This window comes from Klebsiella sp. K5-306, from assembly GCF_051835185.1.
Taxonomy (GTDB): domain Bacteria; phylum Pseudomonadota; class Gammaproteobacteria; order Enterobacterales; family Enterobacteriaceae; genus Klebsiella; species Klebsiella oxytoca.
The window spans coordinates 296,600-321,446 of the sequence record NZ_JAIFJY010000004.1 but is presented as its reverse complement, the minus strand read 5'-3'; the positions used below and the strand labels follow the sequence as shown (position 1 = coordinate 321,446).

The following is a 24,847-nucleotide window of genomic DNA, read 5'->3' as shown; positions in this document are numbered from 1 at the left end:
ACCTACTGGCAGAAGCCAGAGACGGTTTTAACCGGACTCTGCCTCTGCTGTACGGTATCGGTAAGATGGAAATGCAGCGCGCATCTCCGTGAGATGTTGTCGGCATTCCAGGCGACATCCAGCGTCCCTTCCTGCGGAATGCCGCTCAGATAGACCTGCCCGCCGTCGGCCACCATGCCGCCCGGGGCCCCGCCAGGATCGCCTTCAGCTTTCCGCAAGCGAACGCTGGCGCCGAACGGCAGCGGCCCGTGACTATCGCTGAGGGTAAACAGCACGCGGCTGCCGATATGGGTCTGGTAGTTCGCCTGCACCACCGCCCCGCCGCCGGGGATCACCGTCTGTCCTTCAAGTTCGACATCGGCATCGTCGGCCAGCGATTCGGTATCAAGCGTAATGGTGTTTTTGCGATAGGCCGTCAGCGAAGGCACCACCGCATAGCCTCGCCAGTCGGTATGCACATTGCTGCCGTTCTGAATCGCCACCTCAGCAGCGCCCGGCGCACGCACGATGGCAAAGCTTTCGCCGACGGTCTGCCCGAGCGTCACGCCATGAGGATGGGCGACAACGGAGCCCGATGCGCCCCAGGTAAGCTGCTGACTGGCGCTATCGTGGCGATAGCCGAGCTGCGCGGTTCCGTAGCCGCCGTGGTAATCCAGCGCGGCGCTGCTGTTACTGCCCTGGCCGCCGTTAACGTAGCCCTGCTGGAGGGAGTAGTAGAGATTGGGATGATGCGGAAGCGAACCGAACAGCGACGCCTGCTGCGAAGTACGTCCGCTATTGTCGGAGGTCATGCTGTAGCTGATCGCGCTCTCGGATAGCGGGCCGAAAAGCGGAACGCTCAGATTAAAGGACCACGAACGATCGGCTTTTTGTCGATCGGATGAATGGGTGTAGTAATAACCCACGCCCCACGTCACGCCTCGCCAGGCGCTGTAAAATCCGAGATGCAGCGTTTCATCGCGGCTATGACTGTGCCAGTACTCCTGCGACCAGGCGGATATCGCCAGGCTGCTGATACCGCCAAAGGCCTGAGAAAGCGATATTTCTTCGCGGCTGCGCTTGTTGTCGAGCAGCCCGTTGCGGCTTTCAAGCGCATTCGCTTCGCTGAAGTCATAGTAGCCACTGGAGGAGTAGCGATAGCTGGCGAGACTGAATGAAGTCCCCGTGCCGGCAAAATCCTTCTGATACTGCACGCGCACCGAATGACCTGCCGAGCGCTTTCCCGACGGCGCTGTGGTGTTTGCCCACGTCGCATCGCCTCCGATCGACCCCAGTTCGCCCAAACCGCGCCCGATGCCAAGCGCCCACGACTGGTAATCCTGCGCCAGCTGGCTACCGCCGTAGAGCGTGAATTCAGCCGGTAGCCCATAAAACAGCGTGCCCTGTAAAAACGTCGGCGACTGCCCCTGGCGCTGCGCTGAACGGAAGCGCCCGGCGCTCAGGTTGTATTTAACCCGCCCTTCGCGCAGCATAAAGGGTACGGCTGAAAAAGGTTGCGTAAAGGTTCGCACCGAACCGTCGCTCTCTTTCACCTGGACTTCGAGGTCGCCGCTTTGCGCCGTCGGATAGAGATCGTTTATTGCAAACGCCCCCGGCGAGACGAACGTTTCATAGATCACGTAGCCATGCTGGGATATCGTCACCTTCGCATTACTATGCGCCATCCCGCGGATCGTTGGAGCGAAGCCGCGCTGGCTGTCCGGCAGCATTTCATCATCGGACATTAGCTGAATACCGCGAAACTGCACGCTGTCAAAAACGTCGCCGGTCGTAAAGGTATCGCCCATTCGCAGCAGGCTTTTGAGGGATTTCACATCGCGCTGTAGCCAGGTGCTCTGCGAATTCCAGCGCCGGGTGCGATCGTACTCCATCGACGATACGTTGCGCAGGCGCCAGGCCCCAAGGTTAACCCCGCTGCGTAGGTTCAGATAGCTGGATTGGCTATTGTCATCCGGCTGCCGGGTTTGCGACCCGGTCAGGTTGTAGTTAACAAACGCCGCCGGGATACCGTCGTCCCAGCGCGCTGGATCCACGTATCCGCGGCTCTGGACGTTCATGGCCGCCTGGGGAATGCTTAAGATCAGGCGCTGATCGGCAAAATCGAAACGGCTACTGGCATCAGGAATGTAGCGCTCGATGTGGGTGAACGCTTGCCCCTCATGCAGCGATTGAAAGGCAGAAAAAGCGCTGACGTTCACGCCATATTCCGCCAGCTGCGCCGGGGTTAACTGCGGCTGCAGCGCGCCGTTGCTGTCGATAAACGTCACCTCGCCCCGGGTTATTTCCTGATTATTCACCCAAATGCTGACTGAATAAGTCCCCGGCTGCTGGCCGCCTGATTTTGCAAAATAGCGTAAGTCAGCGGTCTTTTGCTGCGGATTGGCAAATTCTAAGGCCGCCGGATCGAAGTACTCATCCGCCCGCGCGATGCCGCTTTGACAAAGCAGGAAAAGCGCCGTCGGCACCGTCGCTAATAATGAAATCCCGCCGGTTGGCGCAGCGATCGCCGTATAACCGGAAGTCATACCAGAGGGGTTATTTTTCACAATATCCTGACCAGACGAAGCAAAATTACTGTTGCGCGAAATCCGTCATCCCGCCGAAATCATTAATGGCGCGCCACTTAATAATGCCGGTGCGATGAATCGGCCACTCTTGCTGGCTAAAGGGTCCAATCATGCCGGGTTCAGTAATCTCCTTGCCGCCCACCGAAAGGGTAAAAAATGAAACAAAATAGGGCGTCGGGTTTTGCGCTACCAGCCGTGAGCCGTCAATTTTAAATGTCAGCTTGCGCCATGCATCGGCTGGGTCACCCGTCAGGCCATTCGGGCGATAGAAGATCTTAAATTTTGATTTAATATTGACCTGTAGCTTATTCACTTCATCTTTTTTCGTTGGCGCAATACTTTTTACATTGAGCCAAAATACCGATTCCCGATCCGCGGGCAGCGTTGCGCCAATGAAATTAATACGCAACACGTTCTGCTGTTCTGGATCGAGCCGGAATAACGGCGGCGTAACGATAAACGGCACCCGGCTCTTATTATTCTCCGCATAATTTTCCACCCACGATTGCACCAGATAAGGCGAATGGCTATCTGCATTAGTAACTGATATTGCGGCCTCTCGCTTCCCTTCCTGATAGATTACCCGGGTTCCTCCCATGACAATACCGGCGTGGGCCGCGGTGGATAATATTAACAAGGCTAGCGCGGCGATCGTTCGTTTCATAATCATTACCGTCCGGGAATAATAAAAGCGGGTATCAGTAACAAAGCCTGATAATAAATATGGATAAACCAAGGCGCCCGTCTTTCAGCCAGGCAGAAGCTAACGCCTTGCCCGGCCCGGGCAAGCTTTAATAACCGTAGCGTTACCCGCTTTTATTTTATTAGTTGTAAACCATATTGAAGTTAGCTGTACCGTTGGCAGAACCCGCGGTAACCGCACTGGTCGAGACATAGTCAGCAAAGAATTCGAGATCGGCGGTTCCGGTAGTGGTGCCGCTGGCACCGGCGGTAACGCTATGGCCGCGAGAAACGTCGCCAAGCTCAACCGGCGTCGATTTGTCATCTTCATACAGCTTAATCGCTACCCCTTTTGCGGTACCGTTAATCGCCAGTAGATCGCTATTGTTGCTATCGCGGGTACCGTCAAACAGCACCGAGACGGTGGTGACGGTGGAAGGACAATCTTTGACTTTGATATGAAAGGAGGTTTTGGTGGTTTCTGAACCCGTGCCGGTAAAATAGCTGCTCGCCCATTTTCCCAGATCGACGCTTTGATTCGCGCTGGTGCTATCAACATTACAGGAGGAGTCGGTAATGGAGCCGGTAAATTCCACCTGACCGCCCGTTCCTTGCGTGCCCGCATTCGAGCCGGGATTCACGGTCATTGCCGAACTGGCCGGCTGTGAAGGCGTGGATAATGCGCTGCCAGACACCAGAGCACCGACAAACATTGCCATAATACGAAATTGCTTTTTCATTATTTATCTCATCTCTAACTTATATTTTTACAGATTCCGCGCTAAGGCTTAAGGCCGCGCAAATCTGCATACAGATCCTCCATGTTAATAGTATTGGCGTTCCGTCCGCTGGCCATCAGGAAAAAACCCGTGCCGCTCAATTGATCATGCGTAATAAAATAAAAAGTGCTTTTAGCGAAATTGACTAACCATTTATTCAGGGAACAAATAAATACTATCCCTACCCATTACAAATCGCAATATTTTGTTATGTTAATGAAATGCTGTTTTATTTCACATATAAAAATAATATTAAAGACATTGCGCATTTTGTTAATTAACGCAACCAAAAATCACGATACAACAACATCAAATCGCAACATTGGATTGCACAATTTAACAAAAACAACGAATTTAGCCGCTATTTTGCGGCAATAAATCCGTGAGCACGCGCGGCATTTATTAAATATTAGGATTAATCTTAGGTTGCGTTCAATCTTATTTTCGTAAACGAATAATCAATAATCACGTGAGTAATTATTAATAATCAATATGGAAGAAGCTTTTTTAAGCGGCAAGCGGCTGGACGCAAAAGCAATAACAGTACTTTTTTTATGGAATAAAAACCCGCAATCAAACAAGATTGCGGGCGGTATTGAAAAATGAATAAATAGCAGGCTTCGATCAGAACAGGCCCAGCGGCGCGGTACCGTAGCTGACCAGCAGGTTTTTCGTCTGCTGGTAGGCGTTGAGGGCCATTTTATGCGTTTCACGCCCTACGCCGGACTGTTTGTAACCGCCGAATGCGGCGTGCGCAGGATAGATGTGATAACAGTTGGTCCACACCCGGCCGGCTTTAATGCCGCGCCCCATGCGATAGGCAAGATTGGTATCCCTCGTCCACACCCCAGCCCCAAGGCCGAACTGGGTCTGATTAGCGATAGACAGCGCCTCAGCTTCATCCTTAAAGGTGGTCACGCCAATCACCGGGCCGAAAATCTCTTCCTGGAAGCTGCGCATATCGTTGCGTCCCTGAATCAGCGTCGGCTGAATATAGTAGCCGTTATCCAGTTCGGCAGAGATGCTGGCGCGTTCGCCGCCGGTCAGGATGGTACCGCCTTCATCGCGAGCGATCTTGATATACGAGAGTATTTTATCGAACTGCTGATGTGACGCCTGCGCGCCGATCATCGTACCGGTGTCAAAGGGGTCGCCGCGGCGAATTTGCGCCACTTTGTCCATGACCCGCGCCATAAAGGGTTCGTAAATAGACTCCTGAATCAGCGCGCGGGACGGGCAGGTACAAACCTCCCCTTGGTTAAAGAAGCCCAGCACCAGGCCTTCCACCGCCTTCTCGATATACTCTTCTTCCCCCTCCATCACGTCGGCAAAGTAGATGTTCGGCGATTTACCGCCCAGCTCAACGGTGCAAGGGATAATGTTTTCCGCCGCGCAGGCCATAATATGGCGGCCAACCGGCGTCGAGCCGGTAAAGGCGATTTTGGCAATACGTTTACTGGTGGCCAGCGCTTCGCCCGCCTCCTTGCCAAAACCCTGAACCACGTTAAGGACGCCCGCCGGGAACAGATCGCCAATAATCTCCAGCAGCAGCGTGATGCTGAGCGGCGTCTGCTCCGCCGGTTTTAGTACCACGCAGTTACCTGCCGCCAGCGCCGGCGCCAGTTTCCAGGCGGCCATTAACAGCGGAAAGTTCCACGGGATAATTTGTCCGACCACGCCAAGAGGCTCATGGAAATGGTAAGCCACCGTCGTTTCATCAATCTCCGCCGTGCTCCCTTCCTGCGCGCGCAGGCAGCCGGCGAAGTAGCGGAAGTGATCGACCGCCAGCGGCAGGTCGGCGTTGAGCGTTTCGCGGATCGGTTTGCCGTTATCCCAGCTCTCCGCCACCGCCAGATACTCGAGGTTGGCCTCAATACGGTCGGCAACCTGCAGCAGCAGATTGGCGCGCTGCTGAGCCGACGTTTTGCCCCAGGCGTCGGCGGCCCGATGCGCCGCATCCAGGGCGAAGTCGATATCTTTGGCATCCGATCGTGGAAACTGACCAATGTTGCTACCGTCGACCGGGGAGGTGTTCATAAAGAATTCGCCGCCAATCGGCTCGACAAATTTACCATCAATAAAGTTACCGTAAGCAGACTTCAGTGAAACCAAAGCGCCCGGCGTGCCAGGATGTGCATAACGCATCGCGAATCTCCTTCATGTAGGGTTGAAGCGCAGCGGCGTATTAGTTTTGTCCGGCGGCTCGCTGCGTCTTCATACCATTGCAGGGGGCGTGCCACCTTTTTCGCCACCAAAAATATTCCTATTTTTCATATTGATAGCCTATAAACCTCGCTTTCTGTTGCACTGAATGTTCCTTATGTGTTGCAAATCGCAACACTAACAAAACCTTGTAGCTACAATATTGCAACACTAGTGAGATGACGAGGTGTCCCGTGCCAGGAAATCCATTTGCCCTGACGCCAGAGATCAAAGCGAGCCCGCTGCTGAGCGACTCCTGGTGCCGCAGCCAGCGCTATGGCATCGACCCCGCTACTGACGACTTCCCTCGCCTGCACGCCAGCGAGCTGGCCGACAGGCTCGCCAGCCATAGTCGTCTGCAAAAGCTGGCCCAGCCGGTGGTTAATGCCTTGTCCAGCAAGGTCAACGATCTGCAATCGGTGGTGATCCTCTCTGACGCCAGCGGACTGGTTTTGCAAACCTTTGGTGAGACGCAGGCCATGCAGAAAGCGCAGCGCTTCGCTTTAGCCCCGGGCAACCTGTGGAGCGAAAGCGGACGCGGAACCAACGCCATCGGCACCGCGCTGGCGATAGACGACAGCTGCGAAATTGATGGCCGTCAGCATTTCCTCACCAGCAACCAGGGCCTGTATTGCGCCGCCGTACCGCTGCAAAATCCCGAGGGGAAAATAGCCGGGGTGCTGGATATCTCCGGCCCGGCCCACTATCCGCACGCCCGGACGCTGGCGTGGGTAAAAGGCGCCGCGAAGCAAATAGAATATCTATGGGTGAAACAGAGTCTGCACCCGCAGCAGTGGCTGATGAGCCTGCATCCCCGGGCGGAAAAACTCGACAGCGTAGACGAACGGCTGCTGGTCTTTACCGATAACGTGCTGACGGCGGCTAACCGGCTGGCGATGCGCGAATTCGACCTCGACGCCGCCCGGTTTGGTCATCTCACTTTCCAGCAGCTTTTTTCGCAGCTGCGGCAAACCGCCGTTAGTATCCCGCTGCCGGTCGCCGTCGGAGGGCACAACTACTATTACCGTCTGCGTGCTCCCGCGACCGCCAGCGTGGCGACGACCGCGCGCCCGGCACTCGATCTGCCGTTCTCCAGCCCGCATGAATCAGAAAAGCTGCTGCGTCTGCTTAATGCCGGGATTGGCTTATGTATCGAAGGAGAGACCGGCTGCGGCAAAGAGTACGTCAGCCGCATGCTGCACCGGCACAGCCGCTGGAGCAGCGGCAAATTCGTCGCCATCAACTGCGCCGCTATTCCGGAATCGCTAATTGAATCAGAACTGTTTGGCTACCAGCCCGGCGCGTTTACCGGGGCAAACAAAAACGGCTATATCGGCAAGATCCGCGAGGCCGATGGCGGCATTCTTTTTCTTGATGAAATTGGCGATATGCCGTTAGCGCTACAGACCCGGCTGCTGCGGGTCTTGCAGGAGAAAGAGGTCACGCCGCTAGGCGCCAGCCGGAGCTCGCCGGTGAACTTCGCGGTCATTTGCGCGACCCATCGCAACCTGGCGCAGCGGGTGGCCGAAGGCGTCTTCCGCGAAGACCTGCTCTACCGCCTGCGTGAGTTTGCCCTGACGCTGCCGCCGCTGCGCAAGTGGCCTGAACTGCCTGCGTTTATTCAGCGGCTGTGGCGCGAGCAGGGCGGAGAGAAACGTCGCATCACGCTGGCCCCGGAGGTTATACAACGGCTGGCGGCTCAGCCCTGGCCAGGCAATGTGCGCCAGTTGCAAAGCCTGATGAGAGTATTGCTGGCGCTTGCCGAAGATGGCGAAACGCTGGGGGTCGATGATTTGCCTCATGAGTACCGAACCCCGACCGCCGCGCCGGGTGGGCTACAGCAGCACGATGCGCAGCTGATTGCCGACACCCTGGCAAGCTATAACGGCAATATCAGTAAGGCCGCGCAGGCTTTAGGCGTCGCACGCAGTACGCTCTATCGCCGCGCCGCCCGCCGCGGAGGCCAGTGAGCCAGCCATGGAGATTACGTCAGGGCATGAAGCGCGGCGGTAGCCAGGCGAACAGGCGTTTACTTATCGTTTCGCACAGGGAGGTTAATCGTCGCCCGACGCCCTGCCAGACAAGCTGCGCGCTACCGACGCCACAGGCTGAAATAAATCGTCGTGGATTCAGCCAGGCTATTTAGCCTCACAACATTCATGACTGGCGTAATGCGCTTTTTTATTTTAGTATTTACTAAATTTAGAAAAGACTAAAATAAATGAATACACCAGAACAGCTACAGGCCAGCGCGGGCGAAGCCGCCGCGCTGCTGAAAGCCATGAGCCATCCCAGCAGGCTTTTGATTCTGTGCATGCTGTGCGATTCGCCGGGCACCAGCGCCGGCGAGCTGGCGCGGATCACCGGATTAAGCTCCTCCGCCACATCTCAACATCTGGCGCGAATGCGCGATGAAGGGCTGATCGGCTGCGAGCGTCAGGCGCAGCGGATCCACTACTTCATTACCCGGCCAGCGGTGCAGCAAATCGTCACCGCGCTAAAGTCAATTTACTGTCCTTAAGGAGCGTCTATGACTATCGCTACGCTTTCTCCCGCCGAAGCCCGGGCGCTCATCGACAGAGGCGCCCGGCTGGTCGATATCCGCGATGCCGATGAATACGCCCGTGAGCATATTCCCGGCGCACAACTCGTCCCACTGGAAACCTTGAACAAAGGCGCAGCGCTGCACGCCAGCCCCGAGGAGACGATTGTTTTTCACTGTCAGGCAGGTTCGCGCACTCAGAATAACGCCGCCCGTCTGGCCGCCTCCGCCGCGCCGGCGCAGGCCAGGCTGCTGGCTGGTGGAATACAGGCCTGGAAAGCGGCAGGTCTGCCGGTGGAAGAGGATAAATCACAGCCGCTACCGCTGATGCGTCAGGTTCAAATCGCCGCAGGCGTCCTGATTTTGCTTGGCGTCGCTTTAGGTTATACGGTTAACAGCGGCTTTTTTTTGCTTAGCGCATTCGTCGGCGCCGGACTCGCCTTCGCCGGTATCACCGGCTTTTGCGGCATGGCGCGGCTTTTGGCGCTGATGCCCTGGAATCGTCGTTGACCTCTACCTCTTTCGGTCAGCTGTTGATAACGCTTTTGCTGAGCTATGGTTATTGTCAGCGATAATTTTTATCAGCACACAGGAGAAGAAGTATGTTTACAGTCGGTGACCTGGTACAGCCGCGCGCAGGCGGACCAAAACTCAAAGTCGTTGAAGTCCAGGGCGACAGCATTATTGCCGTTCAGGCCGGTAACGAGCAGGGGGAGAAATATACGCTGAAAGCAACCGAGGTAACGGCTTATAAAGAAGACGGCGATTTTGGCGTGTGCTGATTAAGCCGGGTAAAAATAACGGTGGGTTTCCCCACCGTTCTGAATATTAGATCAGGAAGCTCTCAAGGGATTTACCCTCAGCGACGGCTTTAGCGAGCGGCTTCGGCATACGTCCCTGCCCGGTCCAGGTTTTCTCGGCGCCGGTATGATCGGTAAAACGATATTTAGCCGGACGCGGCTGGCGCTTTTTGCCGCCTTTTGAAGTCGCGGTCGCGTGGCCCACTAATTCCTCTGGGGTGATACCGTCAGCGGTCATTAATTCCAGCCAGGTGTTTATTTTTTCCTGATATTCCGCCTGCTGTGCCTGAGCAGCCTGCTCTTCAGCGCGTTTTTCTTCAGTGACGGTCCTTAGCTTTGCCAGCATATCTTCAAGCACGTCAATGGAGAATTCACGAGACATGGCGCGGAGTGAACGAATATTATTCAGTTTCTCTAATAGTAATGACATATATTTCAAAAAATTCCCAAATAGCAAATAAAACAAAAGTGACGGCAATAGTTTAATTGATTCGATTATTTATTTCCAGCCCTGGATAATTCTGTATATCCATCCTCACTTAGCGACAACAAATATGATAAACAAACCGATAACAGGGTAATTATTAGCAATGAATAAGCGCTGAAAGATAGGTCAATATGAATAGCGGCCATTCTTTGATGTAATACCTGTAGGCTCAGCGAGTTATCAGAATATTCCGCTTAGCCAGGCAAAATGCGGCAGGCGTCTGTACGGAATATTCATGCATGAGTTATGAATAGCCACCCAGAGAGTTATACAGCATATCATGCTGGTTTTATGCTCTTTGATACGTAAAAAACTCCAAAAGTGACCCCGTTCACATCAGAACCCGATTCTGTCGCGAAACGACGCTGTTACCCATTGCCAGAGGTATCGTCCATTCTGCGCATAATAAAATCAAATCATTGATAAATAATAAAAAATGAAGCAATGACAACAAAAGTAGCGTAATGAACAAAAAACAGCCAGCTGCAGAGTATTTTATCGACAAAAAGCCTTTAAATAAAAATTTATAGCTAGTTGCCACTTTTAATGCAGAGATATACTCTACGCACATCAAAACAGGCAACCCAAAACGCTAAACAAAAGCGAATCTTTTGGCATTATCGACTTCATTTTCGAGGAGCACACCGATGTTCTCTGCGCAGTCCCGCTTGCGTCATGCGGTAGCAGACACCTTTGCGATGGTGGTTTACTGCACCGTTGTGAACATGATGATCGAAATCTTTCTCTCCGGAATGAGCTTCGAGCAGTCGTTATCTTCAAGACTGGTGGCGATTCCGGTGAACATTATTATTGCCGTCCCCTACGGTTTTTATCGCGATTTTGCGATGCGCCAGGCGCGCCGCGTCAGCACATCAGGCTGGATGAAGAACATTGCGGATGTGGTGGCCTATGTGACTTTCCAGTCGCCGGTCTACGTGGCGATTTTGCTGGTTGTCGGCGCTGACTGGCATCAGATTGCCGCGGCGGTAAGTTCAAATATCGTGGTGTCGATGATGATGGGCGCAGCGTACGGCTACTTCCTCGACTACTGCCGACGCCTTTTCCGCGTCAGTCCCTACCAGCAGGCCAAAGCCTGAGTTAATGCGAAAAAGCGACTGGTTCCGCCAGCCGCTTTTTGTCAGCTGTATTGCGCTTCGCCAAACAGGCCACTCAGAAAACGCTCAAGCGCCATGCGCGAACTGAACCCGTGTGGAATACCATAATGCTGCTGAGCGTCTCCCGCTAAATACAGCGGAAACTGCTCGTAATGATCGCAGGTTTTGATATCCGACGCGGGCTCCGCAAGCGTAGTGCTGCGTTCTTTTAAAGCCGGATGAATAATTAACGCGGTACGCCCCATACGAGCTTCACGGTTCACGTAAACATAATTATCGCCACGGCGATAGCCATAGGCTTTTTGCGTCACAACATCCATGGTGAAGCCGGCTTTTTCAAGAACTCGCGCCACCTCATCGGGTCTTAAATACATACTAATTCCTCATTATCTTTTACCGCACGTTAACCTTACCTTATTCATTAAAGCCAACGCTTTCGGAATATTCCATAAAGGGCGATTTACAGCATAAAGCAAAATCTTGTCCTACACTTATAGACTCAATGGAATAAAGGGAGAAACCAATGGCTAACCGAGCAAACCGCAACAACGTAGAAGAGAGCGCTGAAGATATCCATAACGATGTCAGCCAATTAGCGGATACGCTGGAAGAGGTGCTGAAATCATGGGGCAGCGACGCCAAAGACGAAGCGGATGCCGCGCGTAAAAAAGCGCAGGCGCTGCTAAAAGAGACCCGCGCGCGCCTTAACGGCAACAACCGCGTTCAGCAGGCGGCATGCGACGCCATGGGCTGCGCTGACAGCTACGTGCGCGACAAACCGTGGCAAAGCGTTGGCGCTGCAGCAGCCGTTGGGGTATTTATTGGCGTATTGTTGAATTTACGTCGATAATAAAACTGCCAGACCAATGAAGATAACAAATACGCGTCCACCCCTGCCTACTCCGGTATGCAGGGGTTTTTATTTGTCCTGAGAAGCGAGAGCCCGAGTCAGCTTTCGTACCACCTCGCCCGCCATCTCCGCTGAGGTTAAATTGGTGAAGCTCATCAGCAGCGCCCCTTCTCCCCGGCTATCCATTCGCCAGTCGCTTAACGCCTGGATGGCCAGACCGGCCTGTCTGCCGCGCAGGGCCAGTTGACGATCGTCGCCGCTTACCCTGACGACCATCTGAATGCCGCCCGCTTGCGGAACCACCGCGATACCGTGCTCCCGCAGCGCCGATTCAAGCCACTGACGACGCTGAGCATAGCTGGCGCGCATTTTCTTCAGATGGCGCCAGAAATGGCCTTCGCGGATAAAATCAGCCAGCGTCTGCTGCCACAACGTCGGCACGCTACAGCTCATCAGCGCCGCCTGTTGGCGAAACTGCGCCACCAGCGGTTCCGGCACCACCAGCCACGCTGCGCGTAATGCCGGGAAAAACGTTTTACTGAACGCACCGGCGTAGATGACGCGCTGCGGGGCGTCGAGGCTTTTTAACGGCGGCAGCGGCTTGCCGCGATAGCGGAATTCGCTATCGTAATCATCTTCGATAATCCACGCGTTATTCTGCGCCGCCCATAGCAGTAACTGTCTGCGCCGGGTCAATGAGAGCGCAACGCCGAGCGGGCTTTGATGAGCCGGCGTCAGCAGCGCAAAATTCGCGTTTGGGTAATGCCGCTGCGCCCAGCCAATATCCATTCCGTCTTCGTCAACCGGAACCGGGCAGATCGCCACCCCTTCGCCGCTCACGATCGGCCGGATAAGCGGAAATCCCGGATCCTCCATCCACATTTGCTGGCCCGGCCGGGACAGGGTTCGCAGAATGAGGCTCATCGACGCCGGGTAGCTACCCGTCACCAGCACCTGCTCAGGACGACACTCTATACTGCGCGACAGGCGCAAATAATCGACGATCGCCTGCCGAAGCGTCGGGTCCCCGCAGGGATCGCCGGGCGCGAGATCGAAACGCGTTTGCGTACGCAGCCGGCGCCCCATGATCCGCGTCCACAGACCGCGTGGAAACAGATCCAGCGCGGGCAGCCCAAGCTGAAGCGGCAGCGGCGCTGTCGGTTCATCGCCGGTAACAGAGCGTTCAGGCACGCTTTGCTGTGGGCTGAGGCGATCGCTGACAAAGGTTCCCGCCTGCCCGCGCCGCTCCAGCCAGCCCTGCGCTACCAGCTCTCCCCAGGCGTTTTCAATCGTTGCTCGCGATACGCCAAGCTCCTGAGCATAGACCCGACTCGCCGGCAGCCTGCTGCCCGGCGCCAGCTCGCCGCGCTCAATTGCCTGCTTGAGCTGTCGGGCGATACGCTGGTAATGCGGGATTTTTTTGGCATCCATCATGGTCTGCTTTTTTCATCACAATATGGCTATCTTATGCAGTCCATTATAGTGCTATTTTCCTCGCGTCTTAATGAGGAGAGTAAAATGAACACACTACGTCAGCCGTACAATGAACTGAGCCCGGAAGTCTATAACGCTCTGGTTAAGGCCAAGATTGCGCTGGAAAAAAGCGAGCTGGACGGCGCGCTGATAGAACTGGTGTATTTGCGGGTATCGCAAATCAACGGCTGCGCCTTCTGCCTGGAGATGCACAGCAAAGCCCTGCGTCAATCCGGCGTGGCGCAAAACAAACTGGACGCCCTGGCAGGCTGGCGGGTGAGCGCCCATTTCAGCGATGCGGAACGCGCGGCGCTGGCGTGGGCTGAATCGGTCACCCATATCGCCGAAAGCCATGCGGAAGACGCTGTTTATCTACCACTCCTCGATCATTTTAACGCCCGGCAGATTAGCGATCTGACTTTCGCCATCAGCCTGATGAACGCCTTTAACCGCCTGGCGGTAAGCATGCGTCTGTAATTTTTCGGTAAGAAATCCCGTCCCCCGGCGGATCTTTCCTCGGGGGCCAGTCTTTACAAAAACCATATATATTGAGTTGTTGAACTTTTAAATAACTACATCTAGTATTTCCTTCAACGATAACCCATAGCACGCGGCGCCAGTTTTTGCGTCGTGCTGCTATCTTAAATGGAAATACGAATCATGCGCATTACTATTTACACTAAAAATGACTGCGTGCAATGCCATGCCACGAAACGGGCCATGGAAACCCGCGGGTTTGAGTTCGACATGGTCAATATTGACCATCATCCTGAAGCCGTCGATATGCTGCGCGAGCAAGGCTTCCGCCAGCTACCGGTGGTGATTGCCGGGGAGACCCGCTGGTCTGGCTTCCGTCCCGATATGATTAACCGCCTGCGTCCAACAGCCTCAGCGGCCAGCCTATGAGCCTGATCGTCTACTTCTCCAGCAGTTCCGAAAACACGCATCGGTTCGTCCAGCGTCTGGGGCTGCCCGCCGTGCGTATACCGCTTAACGAACGCGAGCGCATTCAGGTAGACGAACCCTACATTCTTATCGTCCCCAGCTATGGCGGCGGCGGCACGGCGGGCGCAGTCCCCCGCCAGGCGATCCGTTTTCTCAACGATCCGCATAACCGCCAGCGCATTCGCGGCGTCATCGCTGCGGGCAACCGCAATTTCGGCGAGGCCTACGGTCGGGCGGGTGACGTCATCAAGCAGAAATGCGGCGTACCGTACCTCTATCGCTTTGAGCTGATGGGCACCCCGCAAGATGTCGACAACGTGCGTAAAGGAGTAAGCGAATTTTGGCAACGACAACCGCAGAACGTATAACCACCGAGGCGCCGGATTTCCATGCCCTCAACGCGATGCTGAATCTCTACGACAGCAATGGTCGCATCCCGTTTGACAAAGATCGCCAGGCAGTGGCGGCGTTTATGGCCAACCACGTTGAGCCGAATACCGTGCCCTTCGCCAGCCAGGACGACAAGCTGACGTGGCTGGTCGCCGAAGGCTATTACGATGCCAGGGTCCTGGCGCGCTACGATCGCCAGTTTATTCTTGAGCTGTTTACCTATGCGCAAAACGGCGGTTTTCGCTTCCAGACCTTTCTCGGCGCATGGAAGTTTTATACCAGCTACGCGCTGAAAACCTTTGATGGTAAGCGCTACCTTGAAGGCTTTGCCGACCGCACCTGTATGGTGGCCCTGAGCCTGGCGCAGGGTAACGAGGCGCTGGCCCACCAGCTAACCGATGAGATCCTCTCCGGGCGTTTCCAGCCCGCTACGCCGACGTTCCTCAACGCCGGTAAACAGCAGCGCGGCGAACTGGTCTCCTGTTTCCTGCTGCGTATCGAAGATAATATGGAATCGATTGGCCGGGCGGTGAATTCGGCGCTACAGCTATCGAAACGCGGTGGCGGCGTGGCGTTTCTGCTCTCTAATCTTCGCGAAGCCGGGGCGCCGATCAAGCGTATCGAAAATCAGTCCTCCGGCGTCGTACCGGTGATGAAAATGCTCGAAGATGCCTTCTCCTACGCCAACCAGCTCGGCGCGCGTCAGGGGGCCGGCGCGGTCTATCTGCATGCCCATCATCCCGATATCCTGCGTTTCCTCGATACCAAACGCGAGAATGCCGATGAAAAAATCCGCATAAAAACGCTCTCGCTCGGAGTCGTCATTCCGGATATTACCTTTCAGCTAGCGAAGGAAGACGCGCAGATGGCGCTGTTCTCGCCCTACGACGTCGAACGTCTGTACGGTAAACCGTTCGGCGATATCGCGGTAAGCGAAATGTATGCGCAACTGGTGGCCGACGAGCGGGTATGCAAGCGCTGGATCCGCGCCCGCGATCTGTTCCAGCGGCTGGCGGAAATTCAATTTGAATCCGGCTACCCGTACATCATGTTTGAAGACACGGTTAACCGCGCGAACCCAATTGCCGGGCGCATCAATATGAGCAACCTGTGTTCGGAGATCCTGCAGGTCAACGCGCCTTCCACCTTTGATGAAAACCTGGATTACGCCAGCATCGGCCAGGATATCTCCTGCAACCTCGGCTCGCTGAATATCGCCCACACCATGGACTCTCCCGACTTTGCCCGCACGGTCGAAGTTGCCGTGCGCGGTCTGACGGCGGTGTCCGATATGAGCGATATCCGTTCGGTGCCGTCGGTCGCGGCGGGTAATGCCGCTTCACACGCCATCGGCCTCGGACAGATGAATCTGCACGGCTATCTGGCGCGCGAGGGCATCGCCTACGGTAGCGAGGAAGGGCTGGATTTCACCAATTTCTATTTCTATACCATTACCTGGCACGCGCTGCGCACTTCAATGCTGATAGCACGTGAAAGAGGGACCCGTTTTGCCGGATTCGAGCAGTCGCGGTACGCCAGCGGCGACTATTTCCGGCCCTACCTGGAAGGCGACTGGCAGCCGAAAACGGCAAAAGTCCGCGCGCTGTTTGCCCGCTCCGCGATAACCCTGCCCGACCGCGATATGTGGCGGCAGCTGCGCGATGACGTGATGCGCTACGGCATCTATAACCGCAACCTACAGGCGGTGCCGCCCACCGGATCTATTTCGTACATCAACCACGCGACCTCCAGCATCCATCCGATCGTGTCGAAGATAGAGATCCGCAAGGAGGGGAAAACCGGACGCGTCTATTATCCGGCGCCGTTTATGACCAACGACAACCTGGCGCTGTATCAGGATGCTTACGAAATCGGCCCGCAGAAGATCATCGACACCTACGCCGAGGCGACGCGTCATGTCGATCAGGGGCTGTCGCTGACTCTGTTCTTCCCCGATACCGCGACCACGCGCGATATCAATAAAGCGCAAATTTACGCGTGGAAGAAAGGCATCAAAACGCTCTATTACATCCGTCTGCGCCAGCTGGCGCTGGAAGGTACCGAAATCGAAGGCTGCGTGTCCTGCGCGCTGTAAGGAGAACAGGATGACCCATTTATCGCGCGTCAGCGCCATCAACTGGAACAAAATTGAAGACGATAAGGATCTAGAGGTCTGGAATCGGCTGACCAGCAACTTCTGGCTACCGGAGAAGGTGCCGCTGTCTAACGATATCCCCGCCTGGCAAACGCTTTCCCCGGCGGAGCAACAGCTGACAATTCGCGTCTTCACCGGCCTGACGCTGCTTGATACCATCCAGAATACCGTTGGCGCCCCGGCGCTGATGGCCGACGCCCTCACCCCGCACGAGGAGGCGGTACTGTCGAACGTCAGCTTTATGGAGGCGGTACACGCTCGCTCCTACAGCTCCATTTTCTCTACTCTCTGCCAGACTAAAGACGTCGATGCCGCTTACGCCTGGAGCGAACAAAACGCGCCGCTGCAGCGTAAAGCGCAGCTGATGCTGGAGTACTACCAGGCTGATGAACCGCTGAAGAAAAAAATCGCCAGCGTTTTTCTCGAATCATTCCTTTTCTATTCCGGCTTCTGGCTGCCGATGTACTTCTCCAGCCGGGGGAAGATGACCAACACCGCCGATCTGATTCGCCTGATCATCCGCGATGAAGCGGTACACGGTTATTACATTGGCTACAAATTCCAGAAAGGGCTGGAAATAGTCAGCGCCGAGAAGCGTGAAGAGATGAAAAACTTCGCCCTCGATCTGCTGATGGATCTGTATGACAACGAGCTGGCCTATACCCGCGAGCTGTATGGCGATAGCGGCTGGGTTGAAGAGGTTAACGCCTTCCTGTGCTATAACGCCAACAAGGCGCTGATGAATCTCGGCTACGAGGCGCTGTTCCCGGCGGAAATGGCTGCCGTCAACCCGGCGATCCTCGCTGCGCTTTCGCCGAATGCCGACGAAAACCACGACTTCTTCTCCGGCTCGGGTTCGTCGTATGTCATGGGAAAAGCGGAAGAAACCGTCGATAGCGATTGGGACTTTTAGCCTTACTTTCACCAGGAATATATCTGCATATTTCCTGGTGATTTATTTCACATTATTCATTTTCATCCCACTCAATATCTTTCGGTCATCACTGCGTCATATTCAACAGAATGCCATCGATTTCCGCCCGAATTAAGCTAACATAACTAAAAAATATCAACCATGAGCAATTCCCGCTCAGCCCTTATATCACGGGGGATGTACCGGAATTGTCCCTTGTGCATTCCCGCAGTAATTCGCCATAAAGGGTTGTCACAGATTCTCAGTATGTTAGGGTGTAAAAAAGCAATTATCACCACCGGGTACCATATCGATATTAATAAATAACAGGAAACGCTCTATTGCATGGCAATTAAATTAGAAATCAAGAATCTCTATAAGATATTTGGCGAGCACCCGCAGCGGGCTTTCAAATATATCGAAAAAGGACTATCGAAAGAACAAATACTGGAAAAGACGGGGTTGTCGCTTGGCGTAAAGAACGCCAGTCTGACCATTGAAGAAGGCGAGATATTCGTCATCATGGGGCTCTCCGGATCGGGGAAATCGACCATGGTTCGCCTTCTCAATCGCCTGATTGAACCCACCCGCGGCCAGGTTCTGATCGACGGTGTCGATATCGCTAAAATCTCTGAGGCCGAGCTTCGCGAAGTGCGCAGGAAAAAGATTGCAATGGTTTTTCAATCATTTGCCCTTATGCCGCACATGACCGTACTGGATAATGCCGCTTTCGGCATGGAGCTGGCCGGCGTGCCGACTCAGGAACGCCAGGAGAAAGCGCTGGAGGCGCTGCGTCAGGTAGGTCTGGAAAACTACGCTCACGCCTGGCCGGACGAGCTCTCCGGCGGCATGCGTCAGCGCGTTGGTCTCGCCCGCGCGCTGGCGATCAACCCCGATATTCTGTTAATGGATGAAGCCTTCTCGGCGCTCGATCCCTTAATTCGTACGGAAATGCAGGATGAGCTAACTAAATTACAGGCCAGACATCAGCGCACCGTGGTATTTATTTCCCACGACCTTGATGAAGCCATGCGAATTGGCGATCGCATTGCCATTATGCAAAATGGTGAAGTGGTTCAGGTCGGTACGCCGGATGAAATACTCAATAATCCTGCCAATGATTATGTTCGAACCTTCTTCCGCGGCGTCGATATTAGCCAGGTATTCAGTGCCAAAGATATTGCCCGCCGTAGTCCGGTTGGCCTGATTCGTAAAACGCCAGGTTTCGGCCCGCGTTCCGCGCTGAAATTACTGCAGGATGAAGACCGCGAATATGGCTACGTCATTGAACGCGGGAATAAGTTTGTTGGCATTGTTTCCATCGATTCCCTGAAAGCCGCGCTGAGCGAGGGTCAGGGAATTGATGCGGCGTTAATCGACTCCCCACAGGCGGTGGATGCGCAAACGCCGCTCAGCGAGCTGCTCTCTCACGTCGGCCATGCACCGTGCGCGGTGCCGGTTGTCGATGAAGGGCACCAGTACATCGGCATCATTTCAAAACGCATGCTGCTGCAGGCTTTAGATCGCGAGGGGGCAAACAATGGCTGATCAATCTAACCCGTGGGACACCGCACCGGCGGCGGATAGCACCGCGCAATCCGCCGATGCGTGGGGCACTTCTACGCCAGCACCGGCCGATGGCGGCGGTGCCGACTGGCTAAGCAGCGCGCCTGCGCCGCAGCCGGAACACTTCAATATAATGGATCCGTTCCATAAAACGCTGATTCCGCTCGATAGCTGGGTCACGCATGGCATCGACTGGGTAGTGATGCATTTCCGTCCGATTTTCCAGGGGATCCGCGTACCGGTGGATTACATCCTGAGCGCCTTCCAGCAGCTGCTGCTGGGCATGCCGGCGCCGGTGGCGATTATTATTTTCTCGCTGATTGCCTGGCAGATTTCCAGCATCGGCATGGGCGCGGCGACGCTGATTTCGCTGATCGCCATCGGCGCTATCGGCGCCTGGTCGCAGGCGATGGTAACCCTGGCGCTGGTGCTGACCGCGCTGCTGTTTTGTATGCTGATCGGCCTGCCGCTTGGGATATGGCTGGCGCGGAGCCCGCGGGCGGCGAAGATTATCCGTCCGCTGTTGGATGCGATGCAAACCACCCCGGCGTTCGTTTATCTCGTGCCCATCGTCATGCTGTTCGGTATCGGTAACGTTCCGGGCGTGGTAGTGACCATTATCTTCGCCCTACCGCCGATTGTTCGTCTGACTATTCTGGGGATTAACCAGGTGCCGGCGGATCTGATTGAAGCTTCGCGCTCCTTCGGCGCCAGCCCGCGTCAGATGCTGTTTAAGGTTCAGCTGCCGCTGGCCATGCCGACCATTATGGCCGGGGTTAACCAGACGCTAATGCTGGCCCTGTCGATGGTGGTGATTGCCTCAATGATTGCCGTTGGCGGTCTCGGCCAGATGGTACTACGCGGCATCGGTCGCCTTGATATGGGTCTGGCCACCGTTGGCGGCGTCGGGATTGTTATCCTCGCCATTATTCTTGACCGTCTGACTCAGGCCGTAGGACGGGACTCGCGCAGCCGCGGCAACCGCCGCTGGTACGCAACCGGCCCTCTGGGGCTGATTACTCGCCCTTTCTGTAAATAAGAGCACATCCCCCCGCTGCCGGGGGGATGGACTTCCCTTCTGACAAATAAAGGAACAACGATGCGACATACAGCGATCCTTGCCACAGCGTTTACCGCCCTCATTTCCACCACCGCCTTCGCGGCGGATCTGCCTGGTAAAGGCATTACCGTAAAACCAGCACAGAGCACAATTTCGGAAGAGACCTTCCAGACCCTGCTGGTCAGCCGCGCGCTGGAAAAGCTCGGTTATACCGTCGATAAGCCGAGCGAAGTTGACTATAACGTCGCCTACACCTCGATCGCCGCAGGTGATACCACCTACATCGCCACCAACTGGCAGCCGCTGCATGACGATATGTACGCAGCCGCCGGCGGTGATAAAAAATTCTACCGCGAAGGCGTGTTTGTGAATGGGGCGGCGCAGGGCTACCTGATTGATAAGAAAACGGCCGAGCAGTACCACATCAAATCTATCGACCAGCTAAAAGATCCGAAAATCGCCAAACTTTTTGACACCAACGGCGACGGCAAAGCCGATCTGACCGGCTGTACGCCAGGCTGGGGCTGTGAAGCGGTCATCAACCATCAGCTTGATGCCTACGGCCTGAGCAATACGGTAGTGCATAATCAGGGCAATTATGCGGCGATGATGGCCGATACCATCGCCCGCTATAAGGAGGGCAAACCGGTGATCTACTACACCTGGACGCCTTACTGGGTCAGCGACGTGCTGAAGCCGGGTAAAGATGTCGTCTGGCTGCAGGTGCCGTTCTCTTCCCTGCCGGGCGAACAGAAAGATATTGATACCAAACTGCCAAACGGCATGAACTATGGCTTCCCGGTGAACACAATGCATATTGTCGCCAACAAAGCCTGGGCCGAGAAAAACCCGGCGGCGGCGAAACTGTTCAGCATCATGAAGCTGCCGATTGCCGATATCAACGCCGAAAATGCCATGATGCACGCGGGACATGGTTCTGAGGCAGATATCCAGGGCCACGTCGATGGCTGGATCAAAGCCCACCAGCAGCAGTTTGACGGCTGGGTGGAAGAAGCGCTGGCCGCGCAGAAATAGTCTCCCAATTTATAGCCAATTCCCGGAGGCGATACTACACATCTGTCCGGGCTACAAAACCCGTAGCCCGGGCAAGGCGCTTTGCGCCGCCCCCGGGGAAGTCGGCCTCCTGCACAACACGACATCTCCTGTTCTAAATGATGGATTGATATGCAAATAAACTGCATAACTTTAGCCATCAACGTTTTCGTTACTGTTAAGCCGCGCCGCTCTCTGCTAAGGTAAATCCACCTGATTAATCATGTGATTTTCACGTGAGTTATTAATAAGCAACTCCTATGGAAAACCCTGACGCATTGATGCACACTCCCCCCGCTGACGAGGCGACGCTGGCTGAAGGCATTAAGGACAGCCTGCCGATCGTCATCAGCTATATTCCCGTCGCCTTCGCCTTCGGTCTCAACGCCACTAAGCTTGGCTTTACTCCGCTGGAAAGCCTGTTCTTCTCCTGCATTATTTACGCCGGCGCCAGCCAGTTCGTGATCACCGCCATGCTGGCCGCAGGAAGCTCGCTATGGGTCGCCGCGCTCACCGTCATGGCGATGGACGTTCGCCATGTGCTGTATGGCCCGTCCCTGCGCAGCCGCATTCAGCGCGCGATGAGCAAGAAAAAAACCGCGCTCTGGGCATTCGGCCTGACCGATGAAGTTTTTGCCGCTGCCACCGCTAAGCTGGTCCGCGACAATCGACGCTGGAGCGATAACTGGATGATCGGCATCGCTTTTATGTCCTGGGCGTCATGGGTCTTCGGCACGCTGATCGGCGCTTATTCGGGCAGCGGCCTGCTGACTAACTTTCCGGCAGTGGAAGCGGCGCTGGGCTTTATGCTGCCGGCGCTGTTTATGAGCTTTTTACTCGCCTCATTCCAGCGCAAGCAGTCGCTGAGCGTTACCGCCGCGCTGGCAGGCGCGCTGGCTGGCATGATTCTGTTTTCCATACCCGCGGCGATCCTTGCCGGGATTGTCTGCGGCTGCCTGACTGCTCTGGTGCAGGCCAGCATTCAGGGGATGCCCGATGAACAGTGATGTCTTCATTCTCGGCGTCGTGGTCGGCTGCGTGAACTATCTCTTTCGCTATCTGCCGCTGCGCCTGCGCGCCGGAAACGCGCGTCCGACTCGCCGCGGCCCGGTCAGCGTCCTGCTCGATACCATCGGCATCGCCTCCATTTGCGCGCTGCTGGTTGTCTCCAGCGTGCCGGAAATCCTCCATGACGCCCGCCGCCTGCTGCCCACATTAGCAGGCTTCGCCGCGTTGGGCCTGGCGTTTTGGAAAACACGCAGCATAATTACGCCTACGCTTTTGAGCGCGCTAACCTACGGTGTTGTCTGGAAAATCAGCGTATGGCTATAAGCTTAAAGTATAAGTTTTTGTCAATAATTGATTTGATTTATTTGTCACAATAGTTATTATATCGGCTGTAATTAATGAGGTCATAACCAAAATGGATAGTTCGTTTACTCCCATTGAGCAAATGCTCAAGTTCCGCGCCAGCCGTCATGAAGACTTCCCTTTTCAGGAAATTCTGCTTACTCGTCTTTGCATGCATATGCAGGGAAAACTGCTGGAAAACCGTAACAAGATGCTGAAAGCGCAAGGGATTAACGAGACATTGTTTATGGCGCTGATCACGCTTGAGTCTCAGGAAAACCACAGCATTCAGCCTTCCGAGCTGAGCTGCGCGCTGGGCTCTTCGCGAACCAACGCCACGCGCATTGCCGACGAGCTGGAAAAACGCGGCTGGATCGAGCGCCGCGAAAGCGATAACGATCGTCGCTGCCTGCATCTACAGCTTACCGAAAAAGGGCATCAGTTCCTGCGCGAAGTCTTACCGCCGCAGCACAACTGCCTGCATCAGCTCTGGTCCTCTTTAAGCACCAGCGAAAAGGATCAGCTTGAGCATATCACCCGTAAGCTGCTTGGTCGCCTTGACCAAATGGAAGAGGATGGCGTGCTTGCGGAGTCTCTGCGCTAAGCGCGGAACCAACCGCTCACCAATTTTTCTGGATTGACAAGGAAAACGGACAGGCCAGCAGATCTTTCTGCTGGCCTTTCTGATAAACAGGTCGGCTCAGCCGATGTGAAATAATAAGATCGTGGAGAATAACATGAGCGCAAATGCGGAGAGCCAAACCCCGCAGCAACCGGGCAGCAAAAAAGGGAAGCGTAAAGGCGCCCTCCTGCTGCTGACCTTGCTCTTTATTATTGTTGCCGTGGCATACGGGATTTATTGGTTTTTGGTACTGCGTCACTACGAAGAGACCGACGACGCGTACGTGGCAGGGAATCAGGTACAGATTATGGCCCAGGTGTCCGGCAGCGTGACGAAAGTCTGGGCCGACAACACCGACTACGTGCAAAAAGGCGATCCGCTGGTCACCCTCGACCAGACCGATGCCCAGCAGGCGTTTGAAAAAGCGCAAACCCAGCTGGCCGCCAGCGTACGTCAAACGCGCCAGCAGATGATCAACAGCAAGCAGCTGCAGGCCAGCATCGAAGTGAAAAAAACCGCGCTTTCCCAGGCGCAAACCGACCTTAACCGTCGTATTCCGCTGGGCGCGGCCAACCTGATTGGCCGCGAAGAGCTGCAGCATGCGCGCGACACGGTTGCCAGCGCGCAGGCCGAACTGGACGTGGCGATTCAGCAATACAACGCCAACCAGGCGATCGTTCTGGGCACGAAGCTGGAACAACAGCCTGCGGTCCTGCAAGCGGCCACCGAAGTGCGTAACGCCTGGCTGGCCCTGCAGCGGACGAAGATCGTCAGCCCAATTAGCGGCTACGTTTCTCGCCGTTCCGTTCAGCCCGGCGCGCAAATCACCACCACTACCCCGCTGATGGCCGTCGTTCCGGCGACCAACCTGTGGATTGACGCCAACTTCAAAGAAACGCAGCTGGCGCACATGCGTATTGGTCAGCCTGCCACCGTGATCAGCGACATTTATGGTGATGATGTGAAATACACCGGTAAAGTCGTCGGTCTCGATATGGGGACCGGGAGCGCCTTCTCGCTGCTGCCTGCGCAGAACGCTACCGGCAACTGGATCAAAGTGGTTCAGCGCCTGCCGGTACGTATCGAGCTGGATGAAAAACAGCTGGCAGAGCACCCGCTGCGCATCGGCCTTTCGACGCTGGTTGAAGTGAACACCACCGACCGCGGCGGCGAGATGCTGGCAAGCCAGGTACGTAGCGCTCCGGTTTACGAAAGCAATGCCCGTGAAATCGGCCTTGAGCCGGTCAATAAGCTGATAAACGACATCATCCAGGCCAACGCCGGATAATTCGGGGTG

25 protein-coding genes are annotated in these 24,847 nt (G+C 55.3%); 18 read left to right on the top strand and 7 right to left on the bottom strand.

The window, feature by feature from the left end; genetic code table 11:
• Positions 1-2: 2 nt before the first annotated feature.
• From K2184_RS09195 to exaC, 4 genes are all read right to left on the bottom strand, one after another.
• A complete protein-coding gene (locus K2184_RS09195; protein ID WP_064383643.1) occupies positions 3-2,546 on the bottom strand; it encodes a fimbria/pilus outer membrane usher protein in 2,544 nt (847 codons plus the stop codon).
• A 25-nt stretch (positions 2,547-2,571) separates the two neighbouring features.
• A complete protein-coding gene (locus tag K2184_RS09190) occupies positions 2,572-3,231 on the bottom strand; it encodes a fimbrial biogenesis chaperone (protein WP_032692342.1) in 660 nt (219 codons plus the stop codon).
• 160 nt (positions 3,232-3,391) lie between these two features.
• Positions 3,392-3,988 carry a fimbrial protein gene (locus K2184_RS09185; protein ID WP_004104732.1) on the bottom strand — a complete coding sequence of 199 codons (597 nt, stop codon included), beginning with the start codon at positions 3,986-3,988 and terminating at the stop codon, positions 3,392-3,394.
• A gap of 663 nt (positions 3,989-4,651) precedes the next feature.
• Complete coding sequence (gene exaC / locus K2184_RS09180) at positions 4,652-6,172, bottom strand: acetaldehyde dehydrogenase ExaC (protein ID WP_064370230.1); 1,521 nt, start codon at positions 6,170-6,172, stop codon at positions 4,652-4,654.
• 251 nt (positions 6,173-6,423) lie between these two features.
• Between exaC and K2184_RS09175 the strand changes: the two genes are divergently transcribed.
• The 4 genes from K2184_RS09175 (at position 6,424) to K2184_RS09160 (ending at position 9,553) form a co-directional block, all read left to right on the top strand.
• Complete coding sequence (locus tag K2184_RS09175; RefSeq protein ID WP_064370231.1) at positions 6,424-8,199, top strand: sigma-54-dependent Fis family transcriptional regulator; 1,776 nt, start codon at positions 6,424-6,426, stop codon at positions 8,197-8,199.
• A gap of 251 nt (positions 8,200-8,450) precedes the next feature.
• Positions 8,451-8,750 (top strand): ArsR/SmtB family transcription factor, encoded by a 300-nt coding sequence (locus K2184_RS09170; protein WP_064370232.1) that lies wholly within the window; start codon positions 8,451-8,453, stop codon positions 8,748-8,750.
• Between the two features lie 9 nt (positions 8,751-8,759).
• Positions 8,760-9,281, top strand: a complete 522-nt coding sequence (locus K2184_RS09165) for a rhodanese family protein (RefSeq protein ID WP_004114690.1) — start codon at positions 8,760-8,762, stop codon at positions 9,279-9,281.
• 92 nt (positions 9,282-9,373) lie between these two features.
• Positions 9,374-9,553, top strand: coding sequence for a hypothetical protein (locus K2184_RS09160; RefSeq protein WP_004104744.1), 180 nt, complete (start codon positions 9,374-9,376; stop codon positions 9,551-9,553).
• Positions 9,554-9,599: 46 nt separating this feature from the next.
• Here K2184_RS09160 and stpA read toward each other — a convergent pair whose 3' ends face one another.
• Positions 9,600-10,001 (bottom strand): DNA-binding protein StpA, encoded by a 402-nt coding sequence (gene stpA, locus K2184_RS09155; RefSeq protein WP_004104745.1) that lies wholly within the window; start codon positions 9,999-10,001, stop codon positions 9,600-9,602.
• A gap of 704 nt (positions 10,002-10,705) precedes the next feature.
• Here stpA and alaE point away from each other — a divergent pair.
• The gene (gene alaE / locus K2184_RS09150; protein WP_004104747.1) at positions 10,706-11,155 is read left to right on the top strand and encodes an L-alanine exporter AlaE; all 450 of its coding nucleotides are present in this window, start codon (positions 10,706-10,708) and stop codon (positions 11,153-11,155) included.
• A 41-nt stretch (positions 11,156-11,196) separates the two neighbouring features.
• Here alaE and K2184_RS09145 read toward each other — a convergent pair whose 3' ends face one another.
• A complete protein-coding gene (locus tag K2184_RS09145) occupies positions 11,197-11,547 on the bottom strand; it encodes a DUF2002 family protein (protein WP_004104757.1) in 351 nt (116 codons plus the stop codon).
• A 149-nt stretch (positions 11,548-11,696) separates the two neighbouring features.
• Between K2184_RS09145 and K2184_RS09140 the strand changes: the two genes are divergently transcribed.
• The gene (locus K2184_RS09140) at positions 11,697-12,023 is read left to right on the top strand and encodes a DUF883 family protein (RefSeq protein ID WP_004104759.1); all 327 of its coding nucleotides are present in this window, start codon (positions 11,697-11,699) and stop codon (positions 12,021-12,023) included.
• Positions 12,024-12,092: 69 nt separating this feature from the next.
• On the opposite strand, the gene K2184_RS09135 is transcribed toward K2184_RS09140, so the two are convergent.
• Positions 12,093-13,454, bottom strand: a complete 1,362-nt coding sequence (locus K2184_RS09135; protein ID WP_024274599.1) for a PLP-dependent aminotransferase family protein — start codon at positions 13,452-13,454, stop codon at positions 12,093-12,095.
• Positions 13,455-13,541: 87 nt separating this feature from the next.
• Here K2184_RS09135 and K2184_RS09130 point away from each other — a divergent pair, with 87 nt between their 5' ends.
• The 12 genes from K2184_RS09130 to emrA all read left to right on the top strand — a co-directional run bounded on the left by K2184_RS09130 (position 13,542) and on the right by emrA (position 24,838).
• A complete protein-coding gene (locus K2184_RS09130) occupies positions 13,542-13,973 on the top strand; it encodes a carboxymuconolactone decarboxylase family protein (protein WP_064370233.1) in 432 nt (143 codons plus the stop codon).
• 183 nt (positions 13,974-14,156) lie between these two features.
• The gene (gene nrdH, locus K2184_RS09125; protein WP_004104766.1) at positions 14,157-14,402 is read left to right on the top strand and encodes a glutaredoxin-like protein NrdH; all 246 of its coding nucleotides are present in this window, start codon (positions 14,157-14,159) and stop codon (positions 14,400-14,402) included.
• A complete protein-coding gene (gene nrdI / locus K2184_RS09120) occupies positions 14,399-14,809 on the top strand; it encodes a class Ib ribonucleoside-diphosphate reductase assembly flavoprotein NrdI (protein WP_016810039.1) in 411 nt (136 codons plus the stop codon). The genes nrdH and nrdI overlap by 4 nt, the downstream gene beginning before the upstream one ends.
• Positions 14,782-16,926, top strand: coding sequence for a class 1b ribonucleoside-diphosphate reductase subunit alpha (nrdE, locus tag K2184_RS09115; RefSeq protein WP_004114699.1), 2,145 nt, complete (start codon positions 14,782-14,784; stop codon positions 16,924-16,926). Before nrdI ends, nrdE begins: the two co-directional genes overlap by 28 nt.
• Before the next feature lie 10 nt (positions 16,927-16,936).
• Positions 16,937-17,899, top strand: coding sequence for a class 1b ribonucleoside-diphosphate reductase subunit beta (gene nrdF, locus K2184_RS09110; protein ID WP_004104773.1), 963 nt, complete (start codon positions 16,937-16,939; stop codon positions 17,897-17,899).
• A gap of 345 nt (positions 17,900-18,244) precedes the next feature.
• Positions 18,245-19,447 (top strand): glycine betaine/L-proline ABC transporter ATP-binding protein ProV, encoded by a 1,203-nt coding sequence (gene proV, locus K2184_RS09105; protein ID WP_004104775.1) that lies wholly within the window; start codon positions 18,245-18,247, stop codon positions 19,445-19,447.
• Positions 19,440-20,504, top strand: coding sequence for a glycine betaine/L-proline ABC transporter permease ProW (gene proW / locus K2184_RS09100; protein WP_016810037.1), 1,065 nt, complete (start codon positions 19,440-19,442; stop codon positions 20,502-20,504). The genes proV and proW overlap by 8 nt, the downstream gene beginning before the upstream one ends.
• A 60-nt stretch (positions 20,505-20,564) precedes the next feature.
• Positions 20,565-21,560, top strand: a complete 996-nt coding sequence (gene proX, locus K2184_RS09095) for a glycine betaine/L-proline ABC transporter substrate-binding protein ProX (protein ID WP_004114704.1) — start codon at positions 20,565-20,567, stop codon at positions 21,558-21,560.
• A 278-nt stretch (positions 21,561-21,838) separates the two neighbouring features.
• Positions 21,839-22,585: an AzlC family ABC transporter permease gene (locus tag K2184_RS09090; protein ID WP_004104780.1), complete on the top strand. Its 747-nt coding sequence runs from the start codon at positions 21,839-21,841 to the stop codon at positions 22,583-22,585.
• Positions 22,575-22,910 (top strand): L-valine transporter subunit YgaH, encoded by a 336-nt coding sequence (gene ygaH / locus K2184_RS09085; protein WP_004114708.1) that lies wholly within the window; start codon positions 22,575-22,577, stop codon positions 22,908-22,910. Before K2184_RS09090 ends, ygaH begins: the two co-directional genes overlap by 11 nt.
• A 91-nt stretch (positions 22,911-23,001) precedes the next feature.
• Positions 23,002-23,532 (top strand): transcriptional repressor MprA, encoded by a 531-nt coding sequence (gene mprA / locus K2184_RS09080; protein ID WP_004104785.1) that lies wholly within the window; start codon positions 23,002-23,004, stop codon positions 23,530-23,532.
• 133 nt (positions 23,533-23,665) lie between these two features.
• Complete coding sequence (gene emrA, locus K2184_RS09075; protein ID WP_004104787.1) at positions 23,666-24,838, top strand: multidrug efflux MFS transporter periplasmic adaptor subunit EmrA; 1,173 nt, start codon at positions 23,666-23,668, stop codon at positions 24,836-24,838.
• The last annotated feature ends 9 nt before the right edge of the window (positions 24,839-24,847 follow it).